The 17,850-nt window shown below is 64.1% G+C and carries 17 protein-coding genes and 2 tRNA genes; 9 read left to right on the top strand and 10 right to left on the bottom strand.

The genetic code is table 11. From position 1 onward, the window contains the following. Positions 1-304, top strand: a 304-nt coding sequence (locus BLS52_RS17390; RefSeq protein ID WP_139186278.1) for an integrase core domain-containing protein, incomplete at its 5' end; no start/stop codon positions are given. 104 nt (positions 305-408) lie between these two features. Continuing rightward, positions 409-1,677: an MFS transporter gene (locus BLS52_RS17385; RefSeq protein ID WP_175460225.1), complete on the top strand. Its 1,269-nt coding sequence runs from the start codon at positions 409-411 to the stop codon at positions 1,675-1,677. Here BLS52_RS17385 and def read toward each other — a convergent pair. The 4 genes from def to orn form a co-directional block, all read right to left on the bottom strand. Continuing rightward, positions 1,674-2,243, bottom strand: a complete 570-nt coding sequence (gene def / locus BLS52_RS17380) for a peptide deformylase (RefSeq protein WP_090588400.1) — start codon at positions 2,241-2,243, stop codon at positions 1,674-1,676. The two genes, BLS52_RS17385 and def, sit on opposite strands and share 4 nt — an antisense overlap. A gap of 25 nt (positions 2,244-2,268) precedes the next feature. Then, the gene (locus BLS52_RS17375; protein WP_090588399.1) at positions 2,269-3,423 is read right to left on the bottom strand and encodes an acyl-CoA dehydrogenase family protein; all 1,155 of its coding nucleotides are present in this window, start codon (positions 3,421-3,423) and stop codon (positions 2,269-2,271) included. A 122-nt stretch (positions 3,424-3,545) separates the two neighbouring features. After that, a tRNA-His gene (locus tag BLS52_RS17370) sits at positions 3,546-3,621 on the bottom strand. Positions 3,622-3,765: 144 nt separating this feature from the next. Beyond that, positions 3,766-4,374: an oligoribonuclease gene (gene orn, locus BLS52_RS17365; RefSeq protein ID WP_084033599.1), complete on the bottom strand. Its 609-nt coding sequence runs from the start codon at positions 4,372-4,374 to the stop codon at positions 3,766-3,768. Between the two features lie 131 nt (positions 4,375-4,505). Here orn and mptB point away from each other — a divergent pair, with 131 nt between their 5' ends. Both mptB and BLS52_RS17355 read left to right on the top strand, forming a co-directional pair. Next, on the top strand, positions 4,506-6,020 hold the full coding sequence (gene mptB / locus BLS52_RS17360) for a polyprenol phosphomannose-dependent alpha 1,6 mannosyltransferase MptB (protein WP_090588397.1): 1,515 nt from the start codon (positions 4,506-4,508) through the stop codon (positions 6,018-6,020). Between the two features lie 52 nt (positions 6,021-6,072). Beyond that, a complete protein-coding gene (locus BLS52_RS17355; RefSeq protein ID WP_090588396.1) occupies positions 6,073-6,483 on the top strand; it encodes a DUF3224 domain-containing protein in 411 nt (136 codons plus the stop codon). A 6-nt stretch (positions 6,484-6,489) separates the two neighbouring features. On the opposite strand, the gene BLS52_RS17350 is transcribed toward BLS52_RS17355, so the two are convergent. Next, positions 6,490-6,562 (bottom strand) — tRNA-Arg (locus BLS52_RS17350). 183 nt (positions 6,563-6,745) lie between these two features. On the opposite strand from BLS52_RS17350, the gene BLS52_RS17345 reads away from it, so the two are divergent. The 3 genes from BLS52_RS17345 to ettA all read left to right on the top strand — a co-directional run bounded on the left by BLS52_RS17345 (position 6,746) and on the right by ettA (position 9,601). After that, entirely contained in the window at positions 6,746-7,300 is a 555-nt protein-coding gene (locus BLS52_RS17345) for a single-stranded DNA-binding protein (RefSeq protein WP_090588394.1), read from the top strand. Positions 7,301-7,350: 50 nt separating this feature from the next. Continuing rightward, positions 7,351-7,848, top strand: a complete 498-nt coding sequence (locus BLS52_RS18920; protein ID WP_245702928.1) for a DUF6993 domain-containing protein — start codon at positions 7,351-7,353, stop codon at positions 7,846-7,848. Between the two features lie 70 nt (positions 7,849-7,918). Further along, positions 7,919-9,601 carry an energy-dependent translational throttle protein EttA gene (gene ettA, locus BLS52_RS17335; protein ID WP_090588392.1) on the top strand — a complete coding sequence of 561 codons (1,683 nt, stop codon included), beginning with the start codon at positions 7,919-7,921 and terminating at the stop codon, positions 9,599-9,601. Between the two features lie 82 nt (positions 9,602-9,683). Here ettA and BLS52_RS17330 read toward each other — a convergent pair whose 3' ends face one another. Beyond that, complete coding sequence (locus tag BLS52_RS17330; protein ID WP_090588391.1) at positions 9,684-10,640, bottom strand: acyl-CoA thioesterase; 957 nt, start codon at positions 10,638-10,640, stop codon at positions 9,684-9,686. Positions 10,641-10,816: 176 nt separating this feature from the next. On the opposite strand from BLS52_RS17330, the gene BLS52_RS17325 reads away from it, so the two are divergent. Beyond that, on the top strand, positions 10,817-11,488 hold the full coding sequence (locus BLS52_RS17325; RefSeq protein ID WP_026544990.1) for a DUF8185 domain-containing protein: 672 nt from the start codon (positions 10,817-10,819) through the stop codon (positions 11,486-11,488). Positions 11,489-11,520: 32 nt separating this feature from the next. Here the strand turns inward: BLS52_RS17325 and BLS52_RS17320 are convergent, their stop codons facing one another. From BLS52_RS17320 to pepN, 4 genes are all read right to left on the bottom strand, one after another. Next, the gene (locus BLS52_RS17320) at positions 11,521-11,994 is read right to left on the bottom strand and encodes a globin (RefSeq protein ID WP_026544991.1); all 474 of its coding nucleotides are present in this window, start codon (positions 11,992-11,994) and stop codon (positions 11,521-11,523) included. Then, on the bottom strand, positions 11,984-12,607 hold the full coding sequence (locus BLS52_RS17315; protein ID WP_090588389.1) for a mechanosensitive ion channel family protein: 624 nt from the start codon (positions 12,605-12,607) through the stop codon (positions 11,984-11,986). The genes BLS52_RS17320 and BLS52_RS17315 overlap by 11 nt, the downstream gene beginning before the upstream one ends. 160 nt (positions 12,608-12,767) lie before the next feature. After that, the gene (locus tag BLS52_RS17310; protein WP_090588388.1) at positions 12,768-13,289 is read right to left on the bottom strand and encodes an OsmC family protein; all 522 of its coding nucleotides are present in this window, start codon (positions 13,287-13,289) and stop codon (positions 12,768-12,770) included. Between the two features lie 81 nt (positions 13,290-13,370). After that, on the bottom strand, positions 13,371-15,923 hold the full coding sequence (pepN, locus tag BLS52_RS17305; protein ID WP_090588386.1) for an aminopeptidase N: 2,553 nt from the start codon (positions 15,921-15,923) through the stop codon (positions 13,371-13,373). Between the two features lie 239 nt (positions 15,924-16,162). On the opposite strand from pepN, the gene BLS52_RS17300 reads away from it, so the two are divergent. Continuing rightward, positions 16,163-17,850: IPT/TIG domain-containing protein (locus BLS52_RS17300; protein ID WP_139186316.1), on the top strand; the 1,688-nt coding region annotated here is incomplete at its 3' end.

Below are 17,850 nucleotides of genomic sequence, written 5' to 3'. Positions count from 1 at the left end.
ATACCGGGCCATCCGTTACGCCGAGCGACTCGCCGCCGAGGACGCCGTCGCTTCTGTGGGTTCCCGCGGGGATAGCTACGACAATGCGATGGCCGAGGCGCTGAACTCGCTGTTCAAAGCCGAGCTGGTCCGCAACAAAGGCCCCTGGAAGGACATCAACCACCTCGAAGTCGCCCTCGCCGAATGGGTCGACTGGTACAACCACCGACGCCTCCACGGCGAACTCGGCCACGTCCCACCCAGCGAATACGAACAACAACACGCCGGTGTCAATGCCGGCCTACTAACCACAATTTCCAACTAAAAATCTCTCCACCAAACCCGGGGCTTGACAAGGGTCCCGTTTCGGTTCCTGCCCGTCATCCACAACCGGGCCGATCACCCATTACGTTCCATTACGCTAAGTGGATGGCCGAACCGACCCCACCGAGCGCGCCGCTCGTGCGTCGCAACCCGGATTTCCGGGCGCTGTGGGTATCCGCCACGGTCGGAGTGTTCGGCACCGCCGTTGCCGCGGTCGCGCTGCCGCTCATCGCGGCTGTTGAACTGGCCGCCAGCGACTTCGCCGTAGCGGCGCTTGCCGGTATGGCCTTCCTGCCCTGGCTCCTTCTCGGGTTGCCCATCGGTGTGTGGGTGGACCGTTGGCCGCGCAAGCCGGTCATCGTCTGGTCGCTGGTGGCGCGCATACTTTCGCTCGGAACCCTGCCCGTCGCCTACTGGCTCGGGATGCTGTCCGTGGCGCAGCTTTTCATTGTGGCCTTTATCGCCGGGCTGTCGTCAGTCTTCTTCAGCCTCGCGGACCAGGCGCTGGTACAACAGGCACTCTCTGGGGATGAGCTGGTCGAAGGGAACGGCATCATCACCGCCTCCGGAGCGTCTGCGGACGCCGCCGGCAGGGGGATCGCCGGCTGGCTCACGGTGGTGCTGGGGGCTTCCAACACACTGCTGGTGCAGGTTGGGGCCTCGCTCGCCTCGCTGGCCGCCATCTCCTCCCTGCACATCACGGAAAAAACGGCGCCCGCAGGAGAGCGGCGCATCTTCGCGGAAATGCTCGAGGGACTTCGGTACACCTTCAGCACGGCGCCCCTGCGGGCCATACTGTTCAACGCTGCGCTCTGGAACCTCGGCGGCAGCATGGTTGCTTCTCTGATGGTGCTTCTTGTAGTGCGTGCGCTCGGGGAGTCGGAGGTCTGGCTTGGTCTGTTGATGGCGGCCACCTCCGTGGGCGGCGCGGTAGGCGGCCTGAGCGCAAAACGGCTCACCGAGCGGTTGGGCTCCGGCCCGGTGTGGCGCTGGTCGATGGTCCCCGGAGTGCTCGGCTATGCGTCCCTGCTTGCCATGACTCCCGGCACCGGCATGCTCATCGGCATACTCGGGATGTTTGTGATGGGGGTGTCGATTGCTCTGAACATCGTAGTGGGCACGAGTTTCCGGCAGCGCGTCTGCCCGCCGGCGATGATGGGCAGGCTCGGAGCCGCCACCCGGATGGTCAGTTGGGGCATGCTGGGGATCGCCAGCATCCTGGGCGGGATCCTTGCCGAAACTATTGGAATTACGGCCGCTGTGCTCGTGGGCGTCCTGTTGGCGGCCACAGCGCCGCTGGTGGCACTGTTCGGATCGTTGCGTTCGGTGCGGCGTCTGGAAGAACTTGACCGCGAACCGATGCCGACCCGTTAGTGACCGAACGGGTCCGGGTCGACGCCCGGCATCCAGGTCAGTCCGGGCTCACCCCAGCCGTTCACCTTGACCACCTTTTTGGCCTTCCGGGCATACCGGGGGTTCAGCCGGTCTACGTACAGGGTGCCGTTCAGATGGTCGAATTCATGCTGCATGCAGCGTGCAAACCACCCGGTCGCCTCGAACTCCACCGGATTGCCGTCGCCGTCGTATCCGTTGACCTTGACCCAGTCGGCGCGCTTGAGCGGAAAAGCCTCGCCCGGGAAGGACAAACACCCTTCGGACTCGTCCTCGTCCGGTTCGGCACCTGAGACCTTCGAGGTGACCAGCGAGGGGTTCACGAGCACGCCACGGGGAGGCACGCCGTCGTCGTTCACCATTCCATAGACAAAGATACGAAGCCCGACGCCGATCTGGGGGGCAGCGAGGCCGACGCCGTTGGCTTCGTCCATCGTTTCGTACATATCGGCAATGAGTGAGCGCAACTCATCATCGAAGCGTTCGACGGCGGCGGACCGCCGGTGCAGGACAGGTTCACCGGCGATGGTGATGGGGCGAACAGGCATGACTGGCCTTCCTTGGTCCGGTGGGTTACCGCGCGATGTGACGGCCGATGGTCTCACGCATGATTTCGCTGGTCCCGCCGAAGATGCTCAGCAGGCGCACGGCCAGGAATGCCTGCGCGACGGGGTACTCGAGGATGTAGCCGTATCCACCGTGCAGCTGCAGGCAGCGGTCGGTGACGGACTTCACCCGCTCGCTGGCCCACAATTTCACCCGGGCAGCGCTGACGGCATCCAGCGCCCCGTCGTTGAAGGCCAGGACAGCGCGGTCAACATAGGTTTCCAGCACCTCAACCTCTGTCTGGATGTCTGCCAGTTCAAAGCGGGTGTTCTGAAAGTCGATGATCCGATCACCGAAGGCGTTGCGCTCACTGGTGTACTGCACGGTGCCCTCATAGATGGTCCGTGCCACGGCCGAGGATGCGACGGCGATCCCCAGGCGCCCCTGCGGCAACTGTTCGGCGACATACCGCAGGCCCTGGCCCACCTCGCCGACAAGATTTACTGCCGGGACCCGGACGTTGTCGAAGAAGAGTTCAGCGGTGTCCGAGGCCTTCAGGCCCATCTTGTCCAGCTGCCGGCCGGTCTCGTAGCCTGCAGTCTTCTCGACCATGAACAGCGAGAAGGACTGGCTGCTGCCGCGGCCGGTGGATCCGTCGGTGCGGGCGAGGACAAGGGAGGCATCTCCGCTGATGCCGTTTCCAATGAAAGTCTTCTGTCCGCTGATGAGCCAGCTGTCGCCGTCGCGCACTGCCTTGGTGCGCACTCCGCGCAGGTCGCTGCCGGCGCCCGGCTCTGTCCAGGCCACCGAGGTGACCTTCTCACCGGTGACCATGCCGGGAAGCCAGTACTGCTTCAGTTCCTCCGAACCGTAGGCCAACAGGTGCGGAAGGACGAGGTCGTCATGCAGATGCAGAGCCAGCCCCGCCGCCAAATGGTTGGCGCGGGCGAACTCCTCGTCAAGGACCACCCGGAAGCGGTAGTCGGGCATGCCCGCTCCGCCGAACTCTTCCGGCACGGCCAGCCCGAGCAGACCCTGTTCACCGGCAGCGCTCCACATGGTGCGCGGCATGATGTGCTCGCGATCCCACTGCGCATAATGAGGGGCAATCTCGCGGGAATTGAACTCCTGCGCCACTTCGCGGAAGAGTTCGTGGTCCTCCTCGAACAAGGTGCGTTTCATGCAGCTATCCCTTCCGGTGGTTGCTCAGTCCACGGGCGCGTGGACAGAGCGAAGAAATGCCAATGGCCGCCCCGACAATCCGGGGCGGCCACCGAAGCCTGCGGCTGATGCCGGCGGGCCAATGGGGTGAGTAACGGGGTTTGAACCCGCGACCTCCTGGACCACAACCAGGCGCTCTGCCAACTGAGCTATACCCACCATGTGCCTTGTTGGTTCGTCCCGCAGGTAACCCGCCGGGAGGCGGACTGGCTGGGGCTGAACGAGGCAGCGCAGACAATTCTACACACTTTTTTCGCTACATTTTCCGCAGGCTCCGGCGCACCCCGCGCGCAGCACCGCAGCTCAGCTGCCGGTCAGCAAATCCCGCGCCGCAGCCCGGCTGGTTTCCGAATCAGGCCCTGGGTCCGGAACGAAGATAGTGCTCCGGTAGTACCGGAGCTCGCGGATGGAATCCTGGATGTCTCCCAGCGCACGGTGATTGCCGCTTTTCTCCGGCGCCTGGAAATAGGCCCGAGGGTACCAACGGCGGGCCAGTTCCTTGATGGTCGATACGTCCACTACCCGGTAGTGAAGGTGTTCCACAACCAATGGCATGTCGCGGGCAAGGAAAACCCTGTCGGTACCGACCGAGTTCCCGCCCAGCTGCGCCCGCCGCGGTTCCGGTACGTGCGCAGTGATGTACCGGAGCACGCGGTCCTGCGCCTCCTCCATGGAAACTCCCGCAGGCAGATCGTCGAGCAGGCCCGAGACCGTATGCATGTTGCGCACAAAATCGCCCATGGAATCCAAAGCGCCGGGCGGGGGAGCAATAACGACGTCGACGCCCTCACCCAGCACGTTCAGCTCCGAGTCAGTGACGATGACCGCCACCTCAATCAGTGCATCGGAGACAGGATCCAAACCTGTCATCTCGCAGTCGATCCAGACGATGGGGTCACTTGTTATCGGCACCCGACAAATGTACCGCGCCCGGCCCTTCGCCCACCGGCTGCCCGGCGCCGTCGGAACGGACAATGGTAAAATCGAGCGACCTCGATGCCTTTGCCCCGCCTGTGCCAGACCGACGATCGGATCCTCCCAGCATGACCGCTCCTGCGCCTGCGCCCGTCGTGACCGCGCATATCGGGCGTCCCCGGATAGCGATCATTCAGGGATTTGTGGGCTCCATGCTGATGCTCGTCGGGTCATTCGGGGTCGGTTGGCTGTCCCTCGCCTCCCGGGAGCTGCGGCAGGTGCCGGCAATCATCTGGCTGCGCTTCGAGCCGGTAGGGGCTGTCCTGTCCGTACTTCTGCTGGCGGTCGGCGGCATGCTCCTGGTACGTGCCTGGCTGAGGCTCGGCCAACGCCTGCAGGGGTGGGGGCCGGAAACCCGGCGAACCATTCTCACCGCGACCCTGGCGTGGGCAGCGCCGATGTGCCTCGCGCTGCCCCTGTTCAGCCGCGACGTGTTCGCCTACATCGCCCAGGGTCAGGTCATGGTTGCCGGCCTCAACCCGTACGAGGACGGCTATTCGCAAATCTCCAACTACCTGCAGATCGGTGCCGACGATCTGTGGGCGCAGAGCCCCACGCCGTACGGACCGATTTTCCTCTGGCTGGAGGAGCTGGTGGTGCGGATCACGGGAGGTCAGCCGGACCTGTCCATCCTGCTCTTCCGCCTCCTCGCGCTGCTTGGTGTGGCGATGTGCATCTACTACGTGCCGCGGCTCGCCGAGCTGCATAACGTCAATCCCAACCGCGCGCTATGGCTCACCGTCGCGAATCCTCTCTTTCTCACGAATTTCGTGGCCAGCATCCACAATGATTCGCTCATGCTCGGTCTTGCCCTTGCCGGTCTCTACTACGCGGCAAGGGGCCGTTTCCTCCCGGCTATCCTCCTGGTGACCCTCTCGATCGGCATCAAGCCGATCACCCTCATCTTCCTTCCCTTCATCGGATTGATGTGGGCCGGCCGCGGCGCGGGCTGGCCGCGCAAGTTCCTGTACTGGTCGCTGACAGCGGGGCTGTCCCTGGGAATTCTCTGGATACTGGGCATCCTGAACGGTTTCGGTTTCGGGTGGGTGGGTGCGCTCAGCACCCCGGGAAGCGTCTGGATCTGGTACGCGCCGATCGGCTTCCTGGGAATGTTTGTTGCCGTCACCGGTGACGCCCTGGGGTTCGACGGATGGGCGTGGGCGGACATCGTCCATTCCATCGGCACCCTGATTTCGCTGGTCTTCGTCGCGTGGTTTGTCCTCAAGGGCGACCATGCCCACCTGGTGCGCCGGCTTGCTCTCGCCCTCGCGGCCGTGGTCCTTCTGGCACCGATGATCCAGTCCTGGTACGTGGTCTGGCTCATCCCGCTCTTTGCCGTCACCGGGATCCGCGACGACTGGCAGGTCAAGATCCTGTATTTCGCCGTGTCCTTCTTCATGATCTACGCCATCTCGGACCAGCTGGACATCTTTCCCTACATTGAGTTGAGCCTCCACACCGCCCGCCAGATCGCAGCGGCGATCGGGGTGGCCTTCGCCACCTATCTCGTCCTGCTCGACCCGAGAACAAAGACGCTGTTCCGTGGGTCGGGTGCCTCAGCCGGAGCAGCTCTTAGCCGATAGAGCCTTCCGGCGCCAACATGCGAAGGGTGTCCAATGCGGCAATACTGGAGGCATGAGTGAACCGCAGGAACAGGTAATACGGGCAGCATTCGATATCTCGGACTGGGCTCCCGAGTCATACGCGGTAGAGGGTGTCGACAGCGAACTGACCCGGGTAAGAGCAACAAAGGAGTTCGCCGGTGAGATCGCCGGGACCTCGGTCGCCGAACTGCTGATGGCGGGTAACAGCAGGGGAGCCGGGTACGTGGCGTCCGAGGTGTTCACCGGCAGCGTCCTTGGCCGGCGCGGAAGCATGATCGTTCAGCACTGGGGACTGGCCGAGGGAACAGCCGCTGCCAGCTCCGGCCACATCATTCCCGGATCCGGGACGGAAGACCTGACGGGAATCGCAGGGCGCGCGGAGTATTCGCAGGACGCGTCCGGTCAGCACTACCTCGAACTGCGGGTGACATTCCCGGAGTGAATTCAGTGCCCCCGGCGCGACTCGAACGCGCAACCTACGGATTAGAAGGCCGTTGCTCTATCCATTGAGCTACGGGGGCATGGGCAGGCGCGGAGCCCACACAAGCTTAGCGGTTCCAGTGTGCGTCATCTCCTCCACAGCGGACAAATTCCACTGGAGTTTCCCACATAGTTTCGGGTGCCCAACAGAGCATCACCCTCCGGGCAGAAACTGGAAGTGGCCGACGCACCGGCGCCGGTCCTCCAACTTCTGAAGGGACACAATGATGAGCAACAACGTGACAATCCGCGGCTTCGTCGGCACCGAGATCAAGTGCTCGGTCACCGGCAGCGGGCTGCCGATCGCCAAGTTCAGGCTGGGCAGTTCAGACCGGTATTTCGACAAGAAGGTCAACGCGTGGGTGGACAGTGACACCAGCTGGTATTCGGTGTCGATGTTCCGCTCCCTGGCCACTAACGCCGGGGTGAGCCTGCAGAAGGGCGACCGCATCATCGTCACAGGCAAACTTCGGGTGCGCGCCTGGATCAATGATGACGGTAAAAGCGGCACCACGGCTGAGATTGACGCGGATTCAGCCGGTCATGACCTCCTGTTCGGCACCGCGAGCTTCCGGCGCTCCAGCGCGGATCGTCCTGAGGCGGCAGTCCAGCCGGGCGGGGAGGACGGGTTCCCTGCCATCGACTACGGGACTGGGGAGATATCGTCTCCGGGGTTCGGTGCACCGGGAACCGCAGATGAATCGGAATCCAGCCAGGACGACGGCGGTGCCGGTGCGGAAGCTGACAGGGAGGGCGAGCTCGTCCCGGCGCCGTTCTAGAGGAATCCCGGTCGGAACGCGAAGGAGCCGGAGCGTGGAAGACTTGTGTCATGCGGGAACACTGGACACGCCGGGAGGCCAAAGCCCGGAAGAAGGGCGCGGCCGTGCCGTTGTGCATCGTTGCGGTCTGGATCACCGCTGTACTGGGCGGATGCGGAGCTCCCGCGGCCGGAGGCCATGCCCTGGCCGGGCAGGTGGTGCCGGCGGCGCCTCCCCCGGCTCCGGCCGCCTCTGTCGCTCCCACCGAGACGCCTGCAGCGCAGTCGCTTGCATCACGGATCGCGGATGCGCTGGACTCCCTGGCCGCACGGACGCCGGAGCCGGGCGCCGAAGAGCTGCGGGCAGCTTTCGTATCAGCCGGGGCGGAGGCAGGAGCCGTTGAGGTATCGATCGACACCACCCCCACCGGGCTCGAAGTCGACGCCATGACCGGCGCGGTGCCCATTGGAGAAAGCTGCGTATTCGGGCACGTCCGCGACGGTGCGGTGACCGTGACCCAGTTGCCGGTCCTCGCCAACGGCCTGTGTTTTGTGGGCGATCAGCGGTAAATCGGTACTCCGACGGCTGCCTGGCGCCGTGGAATATGTTCTACAGGTCCACACGCACTAGCCTTGACCTATGGCGGAATTTATCTACACGATGACCAAGGCCCGCAAGGCTGTTGGCGACAAAGTAATTCTCGACGACGTAACGATGTCCTTCTACCCGGGCGCCAAGATTGGCGTTGTCGGACCCAACGGCGCGGGCAAATCCACCATCCTGAAGATTATGGCGGGCCTGGATACTCCATCGAACGGCGAGGCACGGCTGAGTCCCGGCTACACCGTGGGCATACTCCTTCAGGAGCCGCCCCTCAATGAGGAAAAGACCGTTCTTGGCAACGTCCAGGAAGGCGTCGGCGAAATCTACGGCAAGATCCAGCGGTTCAACGAGATCTCCGAAGAAATGGCCAACCCTGACGCGGACTATGACAGGCTGCTCGACGAGATGGGCAAGCTGCAGGAAGCCATCGACGCGGCCGACGCCTGGGACATCGACTCCCAGCTCGACCAGGCGATGGACGCACTCCGTTGCCCCCCGCCGGATGCTGACGTCTCCGTGCTGTCCGGTGGTGAGCGCCGCCGCGTAGCGCTGTGCAAGCTGCTGCTCCAGAAGCCGGACCTCCTGCTTCTCGACGAGCCGACCAACCACCTCGACGCCGAGAGCGTGCTGTGGCTGGAACAGCACCTGTCGGCGTACCCCGGCGCAGTTCTCGCCGTCACCCACGATCGCTACTTCCTCGACCACGTGGCGGAATGGATCGCCGAGGTTGACCGCGGGCACCTCTACCCCTATGAAGGCAACTACTCGACCTACCTCGAAAAGAAGCGCGCCCGCCTGGAGATCCAGGGCAAGAAGGACCAGAAGCTCTCGAAGCGGCTCTCCGAAGAACTGGAATGGGTACGTTCCAATGCCAAGGGCCGCCAGACCAAGTCCAAGGCCCGTCTTGCCCGCTATGAGGAAATGGCGTCAGAGGCCGAGCGGACCCGGAAGCTCGATTTCGAAGAGATCCAGATCCCGCCCGGACCGCGCCTCGGCAGCCAGGTCATTGAGGCCCACGATCTCCGGAAAGGCTATGACGACCGCATCCTGATCGATGGTCTGTCCTTCTCGCTGCCGCGGAACGGGATCGTCGGCGTCATCGGTCCCAACGGCGTCGGCAAGACCACGCTCTTCAAGACCATCGTCGGCCTCGAACCCCTGGATGGGGGCGAACTGAGGATCGGTGACTCGGTCAAGATCTCCTATGTCGACCAGTCCCGTGGCGGCATCGACCCCAACAAGTCACTGTGGGAAGTGGTGTCCGACGGCCTTGACTTCATCCAGGTCGGCCAGGTGGAAATGCCCTCACGTGCCTACGTTTCCGCATTCGGCTTCAAGGGCCCGGACCAGCAGAAGAAGGCGGGAGTGCTTTCAGGCGGAGAGCGGAACCGGCTGAACCTCGCCCTGACCCTGAAGCAGGGCGGCAATCTTCTGCTCCTCGACGAGCCCACCAACGACCTCGACGTGGAAACCCTCTCCAGCCTGGAGAACGCACTGCTCGAATTCCCGGGCTGCGCGGTTGTGGTCTCCCACGATCGCTGGTTCCTGGACCGGGTTGCCACCCACATCCTCTCCTATGAGGGGACGGAAGAAGACCCGGCCAACTGGTACTGGTTCGAGGGCAACTTTGAGTCCTACGAGGAAAACAAGATCGAGCGGCTCGGCCCCGAAGCGGCCAAGCCCCACCGGGTGACCCACCGCCGCCTCACCCGCGACTGAGAGCAGGCAGGCAACAACGGAGGGAGCGTGCACACAGCACGCTCCCTCCGCTGTTACCCGGCCGGCCTCCGGGTGTCGGTGGTCATTTCCTCCACCGGCGCATCTTCTGGTCCATGAGCTTCTTCTGGACTGCTCCCTTGAGGCGTGCGCCGGCGTCGTCGGGCACACGTATCATCCCCTCCTGCGCAACGGTGGCAACAAGATCACCAGCCCGGTTATAGATCTTCCCGAGCGCCAGCCCTCGGGCCCCTGATGCGCTGGGCGAGGCCTGGACGTACAGCAGCCACTCATCGACCCGGACGGGCCGGTGCCACCACATGGCGTGATCGAGGCTCGCGACGCTCATGCCGGGGTGAATCCAGGTCAGTCCGTGCGGACGCAGGATTGATTCGAGCAGGGTGTAGTCACTGGCATACGCCAGTGCCGCCTGGTGCATTGGTGGATCCGCAGGCATAGCGCCGAATGTCTTCATCCAGACCGCGTTGACGGGCTCTTTTGACCCGGTGTTCTCGACATAGAGCGGGGAATCGATATGGCGGATGTCGAACGGGCGGTCGTAGGCCCAGGCCTTGGCCACGGGATGGTCGAACTGACCGAGCAGATCTGCCGTGGAAGGGAGCGATTCAGGGTCCGGAAGGTCCGTCGGCATCGGTTCCTGGTGCGTGATCCCTTCATCCGGCTGCTGGAAGGAAGCGATCATCGAGAGAATCGGTACCCCGTCCTGGTAGGCATGGACCCGCCGCGCCGAGAATGAGCGGCCATCCCGCAACCGCTGCACCCCGAAAGTGATCGGCAGATCTGCGTCACCTGCACGGAGGAAGTACCCGTGCATCGAGTGGACGGAGCGGACGGAATCAACGGTTCTGATGGCGGCGATCAGCGCCTGAGCGAGTACCTGCCCGCCGAAGACCCGCTTGCCCGGCTGTTTCACCGGTGTCGCCACGAAGATCTCCTCGTCCGTCTGTGCCCCTGCGGCGCTGTCCAGGTCGAGCAGGCTGACGAGGGCAGCGGTGGGATCCTGCACGGGTTGGGCGGACATGGTGATGGTTGGCTCCTTGTGTCTGGGCGCGGTAGGCCAAGTCCGACATTAGACTGCGCGCGCTTGAGCCTCAACCGGACGGTGCCGCATCCCGCCGGATGCAGTCAGCGCAGCCGGCGCACCACGGTTGTTACGCGCGGGGAATCGGCCCCGGAACCGGATGAGAGGATTACACAATGCCCGAACGCTCCACAACCGCCACTGAACTGATCCTCGCCGAACCACAGGTGATGCTGGACCTGCGTACCTATGTGGGCCGCGCGCGCGCCGCCCAGGACGGGGCGGTACGCCTCCAGGCGCTTGGAGGAGTGCTTGCCGCTTATGTGTGCATTCTCGCCCCGCGCGTCCTGGGAGAGGCTCTGCCCACGGTGCTCGGGCTCCGGGTCATGCCGCTGGGTGAGCCGGCACAGCTGGACACCACAGTGGCACTTTCCTCCGTGTCCGACCGGCTGGCGCGGATGGGGGAGTACGACGTCGTTCTCCCGGTCCCGCCGACCACAGTCACCGAAATCTGGGCCGGTGTGCTGCCGCCCCGGTCGGGTTGGGAGTCTCAGGGCCGGGTGAGTACGGATGTGCTGCTCGCGTCCGCCACCCAGGGGATCCGGGACGTGGCGGAGTCGGTGCCGCAGTCCCCGGGAGCGATTGTCGTCAACAATGCGCGCGGCATTATCTGGAGCCGTCCCATTGACGGAGCGCCGGCGAACCTTCCGGCAGGGGCGGCATTCGGAGCCTTTGCGCTGGGGTTCCTCTCACCGGGCGGGCAGGCCGGCATTTTCACCAACGGCCGCTGGACACGGCTCAGCACGGCAGGCGGACATGTTCTTGTCCGCCGGGCAGCAGTTCTTTAGCGGGGCCCGTCAATGTGAATGTGAACACCAGGTCAGGCGGAATTGACCATGGAGTGTGCTGCCCGCTCCAGGTAGTCCCACAGAGTCGCTTCGTGCAGGGGAGAGAGTCCGAGCGAATCGACTGCGTCACGCATGTGCGTCAGCCAGCGGTCGCGGGCGGCCGGGGTCACGCGGAAAGGCTGGTGGCGCATCCGCAGACGCGGATGACCGCGGGTCTCACCGTACGTCCTGGGCCCGCCCCAATACTGCTCCAGGAACAACAGGAGACGCTCCTTGGCAGGCTCCAGATCCTCCTCCGGATACATGGGGCGCAGGAGCTCGTCCGATGCGACGCCCGTGTAGAAACGGTCGACCAGACGGACGAACGTCTCGTGGCCGCCGACGGCCTCGTAAAAATTGTCGGTGTACGAGGGCTGGTCGAAACGCGGGCCCACGGGCGTGAGCCGGGCGATGGGTTCACCGAATCGGGACGGGATGGGAATGGGGCCGGGTGTTTCACTGCTCATTGGCTTGTTCCGCCTTTTCGTCGTCGGTGGCCGGAGGTACATAGTTCCCCTGGGATCTGTTTCCCACCTTCATGATGTCACCGTTGCGGATATACCAGATGGCTCCGTTTTCATCGACCATGCGAGTGATCCGCAACCCCACCGACTGCACCACTCCCACGGTGTCACCTATTTCGATGACGTCTCCAATGCCGTATTGGTCCTCGATAGTGATGAAAAAGCCGAGGAAGGCATCCCGGATGACCTCCCGTGCCCCGAAACCGATGGCGATACCGACAATCCCGACGCTCGCCAGGATGGGCCCGATGTTGACCCCGAGCTGTTCTATCGCAGTAATCAGCGCAATGATTGCGATCGTCACCGCAGCGGTACTGCGCAGCAGCGCTCCGATGGTTTCGGCACGCTGCGACCGCCGGTTGTGATCCAGCGTCCGCAGTACAGGCTGAGCCCACCGGAAGTGCGGCTTCTTGAACATGTCATACCCGTTCTGCACCCTTCGGACCATGTGGTTGATCAGGATGCGCAGGATCAGCCAGAGGATGAGGGCGGCCAGCAGGATCAGCGCGGCGGCCAGGATGTTGCCGCCGTACCCGAGCTGGTCAAGGAACTGCATGGGGACACCTTTCATTGGGGCCGCTCGCACGCCGGAGTTCACAGCGCGTCGGGGCAGCTCAAGATTACCGCCGCCGGCGGGTTACTCCACATCCGCCCAGCCCCGTCCCATCTGCGGAGTCGGTGGGCCTGGCCCGGAAGCAGTGCGTGACCAGGAAGAATCAGGCAGTGGTCTTCGCGCGGGACGGCGCGGCAAGCGGATCGGCGGTTCCGCCGACCACTACAACCGGCTCATGGAGGACCGGAAAGTTGACCGAACGGCCAATAAAGCATGCGGCGGCCGCTTCGGCGTGGATGGACTGAGCCAGGTGTTTGGCCGTGCCCCTGGTGATCGTGACACGGGGCTTGAGCGTGACGCTGGTGAATTCGCCGCTGCCGTCGGGGTTGAGCCTCATGGTGCCTTCGGCTGAGTCCTCATAGGCGGTCACAATAACGCCGTTCTTCACGGCCATGTGGAGGTAGGAGAGCATGTGGCACTGGGACAGCGCAGCGAGCAGTAACTGTTCCGGGTTCCAGCGTTCGGGATTGCCGTGGAAGGTGGGATCCGCTGATCCGGCGATCAGCGGCAGGCCGGCCGCCGAAATGTCATGGTCCCGGCTGTAGGACCGGTAGGAGGTGGTGCCGTCACCTCGGTTCCCGGTCCACTCGACGCGTACCAGATAGTGATGCTCGGAGAGGTTCATAGGCACAAATTACACCTGTTGGCCCGGTAATAGCAGGGACGCCTTTCCGGGCCAACAGGACCGCTGTGCAAAACGGCGTTGCTACCGGTCTGCGGCCTGCGCTCGGAGCGCCCTGGCCACGCCGTCCCGGTTCTCCAACGTGAGCCGGCGGAGGGAGGACAGGTCAGCGTCCAGTGTCGACAGGAACTCGTCCGTGGCATCGAGCGTTGCCTGGGTGGTCAGCCGGGAAGGGTAGAGCCCCACGATGATCTGCTGGGCGATCTCATGGGTGCGGTTGGCCCAGACCTCCTTCGCCGAGCTGAAGTACCGTGGCGCGAAAGGCTCCAGTAGGGCAGTGTCATGCACCCGCGTGAAGCCCTGGATGGCTGAACGCTGCGCGGCGTTCGGCATGTCGGAACGTTCGACGATCGCGGCCCACGCTTCCCTCTTTGCCTCGGCAGTGGGGATGGCCGCCTTCGCCTGGGCGGCGGCAAGTGCGCCGGTGGCCGTCGCGTCCCGTTCAAGCTCCGCATTAATATGTTCCTGGCCCCTGCGGCCGCCGACCACGAGGCTCGTCAGAAGCTCCCATCTGAGGTCCGCATCGACGGTCAGGCCGTCGGGTGCGCCTGAGCCGTCCAGGATTTTCTCGACGATGTCCAGTTGCCCGGGGGACTGCGCGTGCACCGCGAACGCCTTCACGAACTGAAGCTGCGAATCGGACCCTGCATCGGCACCTTCCGCAAGTTCCCACAGGCTGTCGGCGGCCGCGGTTTCCATCTCCTGCCGGTCCTCGGGATTGACGTAGTACGTCAGGGTGGTTGCGAGCTGCCGCAGGAGTACCAGGACCACGGAGGAATCCGATTCCGAGGCGATGTTCTGCAGGATCAGTTCGACATAGTTGCGCGCCGGCGTTTCACCGTCACGGGCGGCGTCCCAGGCCGAGGCCCATACCAGCGTGCGCGGCAGAGATGCACTGAAGTCCCGGAGGTGCCGGGTGGCGGTCCGGAGGGAGGAATCATCGAGGCGGATCTTTGCGTAGGCCAGGTCGTCATCGTTGAGAAGCACGAGATCCGGCCTCTGCAAACCGACCAGTTCCCCAACCTCGGTGCGTTCGCCGGACACATCCAGCTCCACCCTGTTGGACCGTTCAAGCTTCCCGCCGTCGGTCAGATTGTAAAAACCGATGGCCAGCCGGTGTGAGCGGATCGTCGGGTGGTCCGCCAGCGCGGACTGGAGGACGGAGAAGGAGGTGATTTCGCCGTCGTCGTTGTAGCTGATGTCCGGACGCAGAGTGTTCACGCCCGCGGTTTCCAGCCACTCGGCAGACCATTCCCTGAGGTCCCGGCCGCTCGCCTTCTCCAGCTCAACCAGCAGATCGGAGAGTTCGGTATTGGCCCACGCATGCTTGCCGAAGTACTCCCGGACGCCCTGCATGAATTTGTCCTGGCCGACCCAGGCCACGAGCTGCTTCAGGACGGAGGCGCCCTTCGCGTAGGTAATACCGTCGAAGTTGACCTGTACATCCTCGAGGTCGTTGATCGGAGCGACGATGGGGTGCGTGGAGGGCAACTGATCCTGGCGGTATGCCCAGGCTTTCTCTAGGGACGCGAACGTGGTCCAGGACTGGGTGAACTTGGTGGCTTCCGCAGACGCCAGGGTGGACATGAACTCGGCGAACGACTCATTCAGCCAGAGGTCATTCCACCAGCGCATTGTGACCAGGTCCCCGAACCACATGTGGGCGAGCTCGTGGAGGATGGTGATCGCGCGGCGTTCAATGGTGGCCTCGGTGACGCGCGAGCGGAAGACGTAGCTCTCCAGGAACGTGACGGCGCCGGCGTTTTCCATCGCGCCGGCATTGAACTCCGGTACAAATAGCTGGTCGTACTTCCTGAACGGATACGGTGTGCCGAACTGAGCCTCGAAGAACTCGAAGCCCTGCCGGGTCAGTTCAAAGACGTTCTCGGCATCCAGATACTGCATCAGCGATTTGCGCGCGAAGACGCCGAGGGGAATGGTGCGGCCGTCCGAGCTGGTCAGCTCGCTGCGCACGGACTGGTACGGCCCGGCGATCAGCGCCGTCACATAGGAGGAAAGCAGCGGTGTCGGCTCGAATGCCCACGTTGCCCGCGCGCCGCCGTCCTCCGACGAGCCCGCGTCAACGGGCTCCGGCGTGGGGGAATTGGAGATTACGTCCCAGTGCGACGGCGCTGTCACGGTGAAGCGGAACGTTGCCTTCAGATCCGGCTGCTCAAAGACGGCAAAGACCCGACGCGAGTCCGGAACTTCGAACTGGGTGTAGAGGTAAACCTCATTGTCAACCGGGTCAACGAAGCGGTGCAGGCCCTCGCCGGTGTTCATGTAGAGCATGTCCGCGTCGACGACCAGTTCGTTGGACGCGGCAAGATTATCCAGGCGGATCCGCACCCCGTCCGCCACCTCCGCCGCATCGAGGTCCACGCCGTTGAGGGTCACGCGATGAACGGATGCGGTGACGGCGTCAATGAAGGTTGAGGAACCCTGCTCGGCGTCGAAAGACACCACGGTGGTTGACCGGAAGACCGTGTCGCCGCGGGTCAGATCGAGATTGATGGCGTAGCTGTGGACGCTGACTGTCGCCGCGCGCTGGCGTGCTTCGTCCCGCGTCAGGTTCATACCTGGCAAGGTGGTGCCTCCGAGAGTGGGGAGTAGACGTACCGCGCGGTAACGCGGTGTGACCCACCTTACGCAGAACTTCAAACCTTCACCATTTCGGTGGAACTCCCGGGCCGGGCGATCTCAACCTGTTTCCAAGGTCTCCTCCTTAGCGTTGAACCAGCACGATAGCCGTCAGCGTCCCCGCCATCAGCGGCGCGGAGGCGTACGCGGTTGTCCGGACTGCTTAGGAGTGTGAAATGTCCCCGAGATGGAGCACTGCAAGGGTTACCGCGATTGCGACGGCTCTCGCGATCGGAGGTAGCGCCGTGGTGGCAGCACCGACGCTCGCCCTGCCGGGCGATGCGGAAGCATCCGCGGTTGACCTGAGACTGTCCCTCGAGCTCGGCGGCGCCAGCCTGCTGGATGTGGATGCCGCGGCGGAAACGGAGAGTCCGCCCAGGGAGGTGGTCATACCCGATCTGTCCGCACACGTCGGTGCGCTCAACGGCGCAGCTGTGGCCGGCAGGGCAACGCTGTCGACCGCGTCCGGGGCGGCGGGGACAACGAGCTCCGCCGTCATCGAGGATCTGACAGTGTCTGTACTCGGTGTCCAGGCGGTGGGAGCAACCCGCGTGATCTCAGCAGCCGACTGTCTCCCCGGCGCATTGCCGGCAGCGGAGACCGCTTCGGAGGGCGTCACCGTTCTGGGCACTCCGGTTGACCCGGCGGCTGTCCCCGTGGCGGGTCTCGAGTTGTCGACCGCAGCCACGGTGCCCGGCATGACCAGCGCCGAAGTCCTGGCGAAGGTGAAGGTCGGAACCATCAGCAGGAACGCTGCATCGGCCGAGGCGACCGGTCTGACCGTCAACCTCACCCTGAAGGGGACCGTCCCTGACGTCGGTATGGTCGCGGCGATCTACCTCGGCAATATCGTGATCGGTGAGGCTGCCTGTGAGCACTTGGAAGTGCCGTCTGCGCCTACGGCAGAAGAACTGGTGCCCGCCGAAGGAGTGAGCACGGGCAGCGACACGGTCACCCTTCGCGGTTCCGGCTTCACCGGGGACACCACGGTGGATGTCGGCGGGAACGCAGCAACCGACGTCGTTGTCCTGTCAGACAGCGAACTGACGTTCTCCACACCGGCCGGTCCGGTGGGTCCATCGCTGGTCACAGTAACAACCCCCTCAGGAAGCAGCACAGGTCTCGGGTTCACCTACACTGAGCCGGCACCGGAGGTGCCGGTGGTCGACGTGCTCGACCCCGATGAGACGGCAGCCACCGGCGGTGAGGAGATCTGGATCTTCGGATCCGGGTTCGCGAGGGACCGCACCAGCGTCACAGTTGGAGAGACGGTGATCTCACCCTCCGACGTCGAGTTCCTGAACACGGGCACCCTGGTCATCAAGGCTCCGGCCCAGCCGGCAGGACTCGCCTCCTTGAGCGTCACAACGCCGGTCGGATCGAGCGGCTCCCTCGACCTGAACTACTTCCCGGTGGCGGTGCCGCCGACCATCACGTCGGTCACTCCCGACTCAGGCCCCATGGAAGGCAACACCTCAGTCACCCTCAGAGGTACCGGGTTTGTACCCGCAGCGACCATGGTGACCATGGACACCGCATCCTTCCTGGACGACGACGTGACGGTCGTCTCTGACACGGAGCTTTCCTTCATTGTCCCGGCAGGTACGGAAGGGCCTGTGAACATCGATGTGACGACGGCGGCCGGCACCTCCAACACCGTGGTCTACACCTATACGGCGACCGCTCCTCCTCCCCCTCCGCCGGCGGGTATGGAGGGCCACGATTTCAATGGTGATGGAACCGTCGATGTGCTGGCGCGGGATTCGGCGGGCAGGTTGTGGCTGTACCCGGGGAATGGTGCGGCCGGTTGGCTGGCGAAGAAGCAGGTGGGGTCGGGCTGGCAGTCCATGACGGCGATCCTGGG

This window comes from Arthrobacter subterraneus, from assembly GCF_900099735.1.
GTDB lineage: Bacteria > Actinomycetota > Actinomycetes > Actinomycetales > Micrococcaceae > Arthrobacter_D > Arthrobacter_D subterraneus.
The sequence above is the reverse complement of the archived record's forward strand: the minus strand, read 5'-3'. Positions and strand labels throughout refer to the sequence as shown.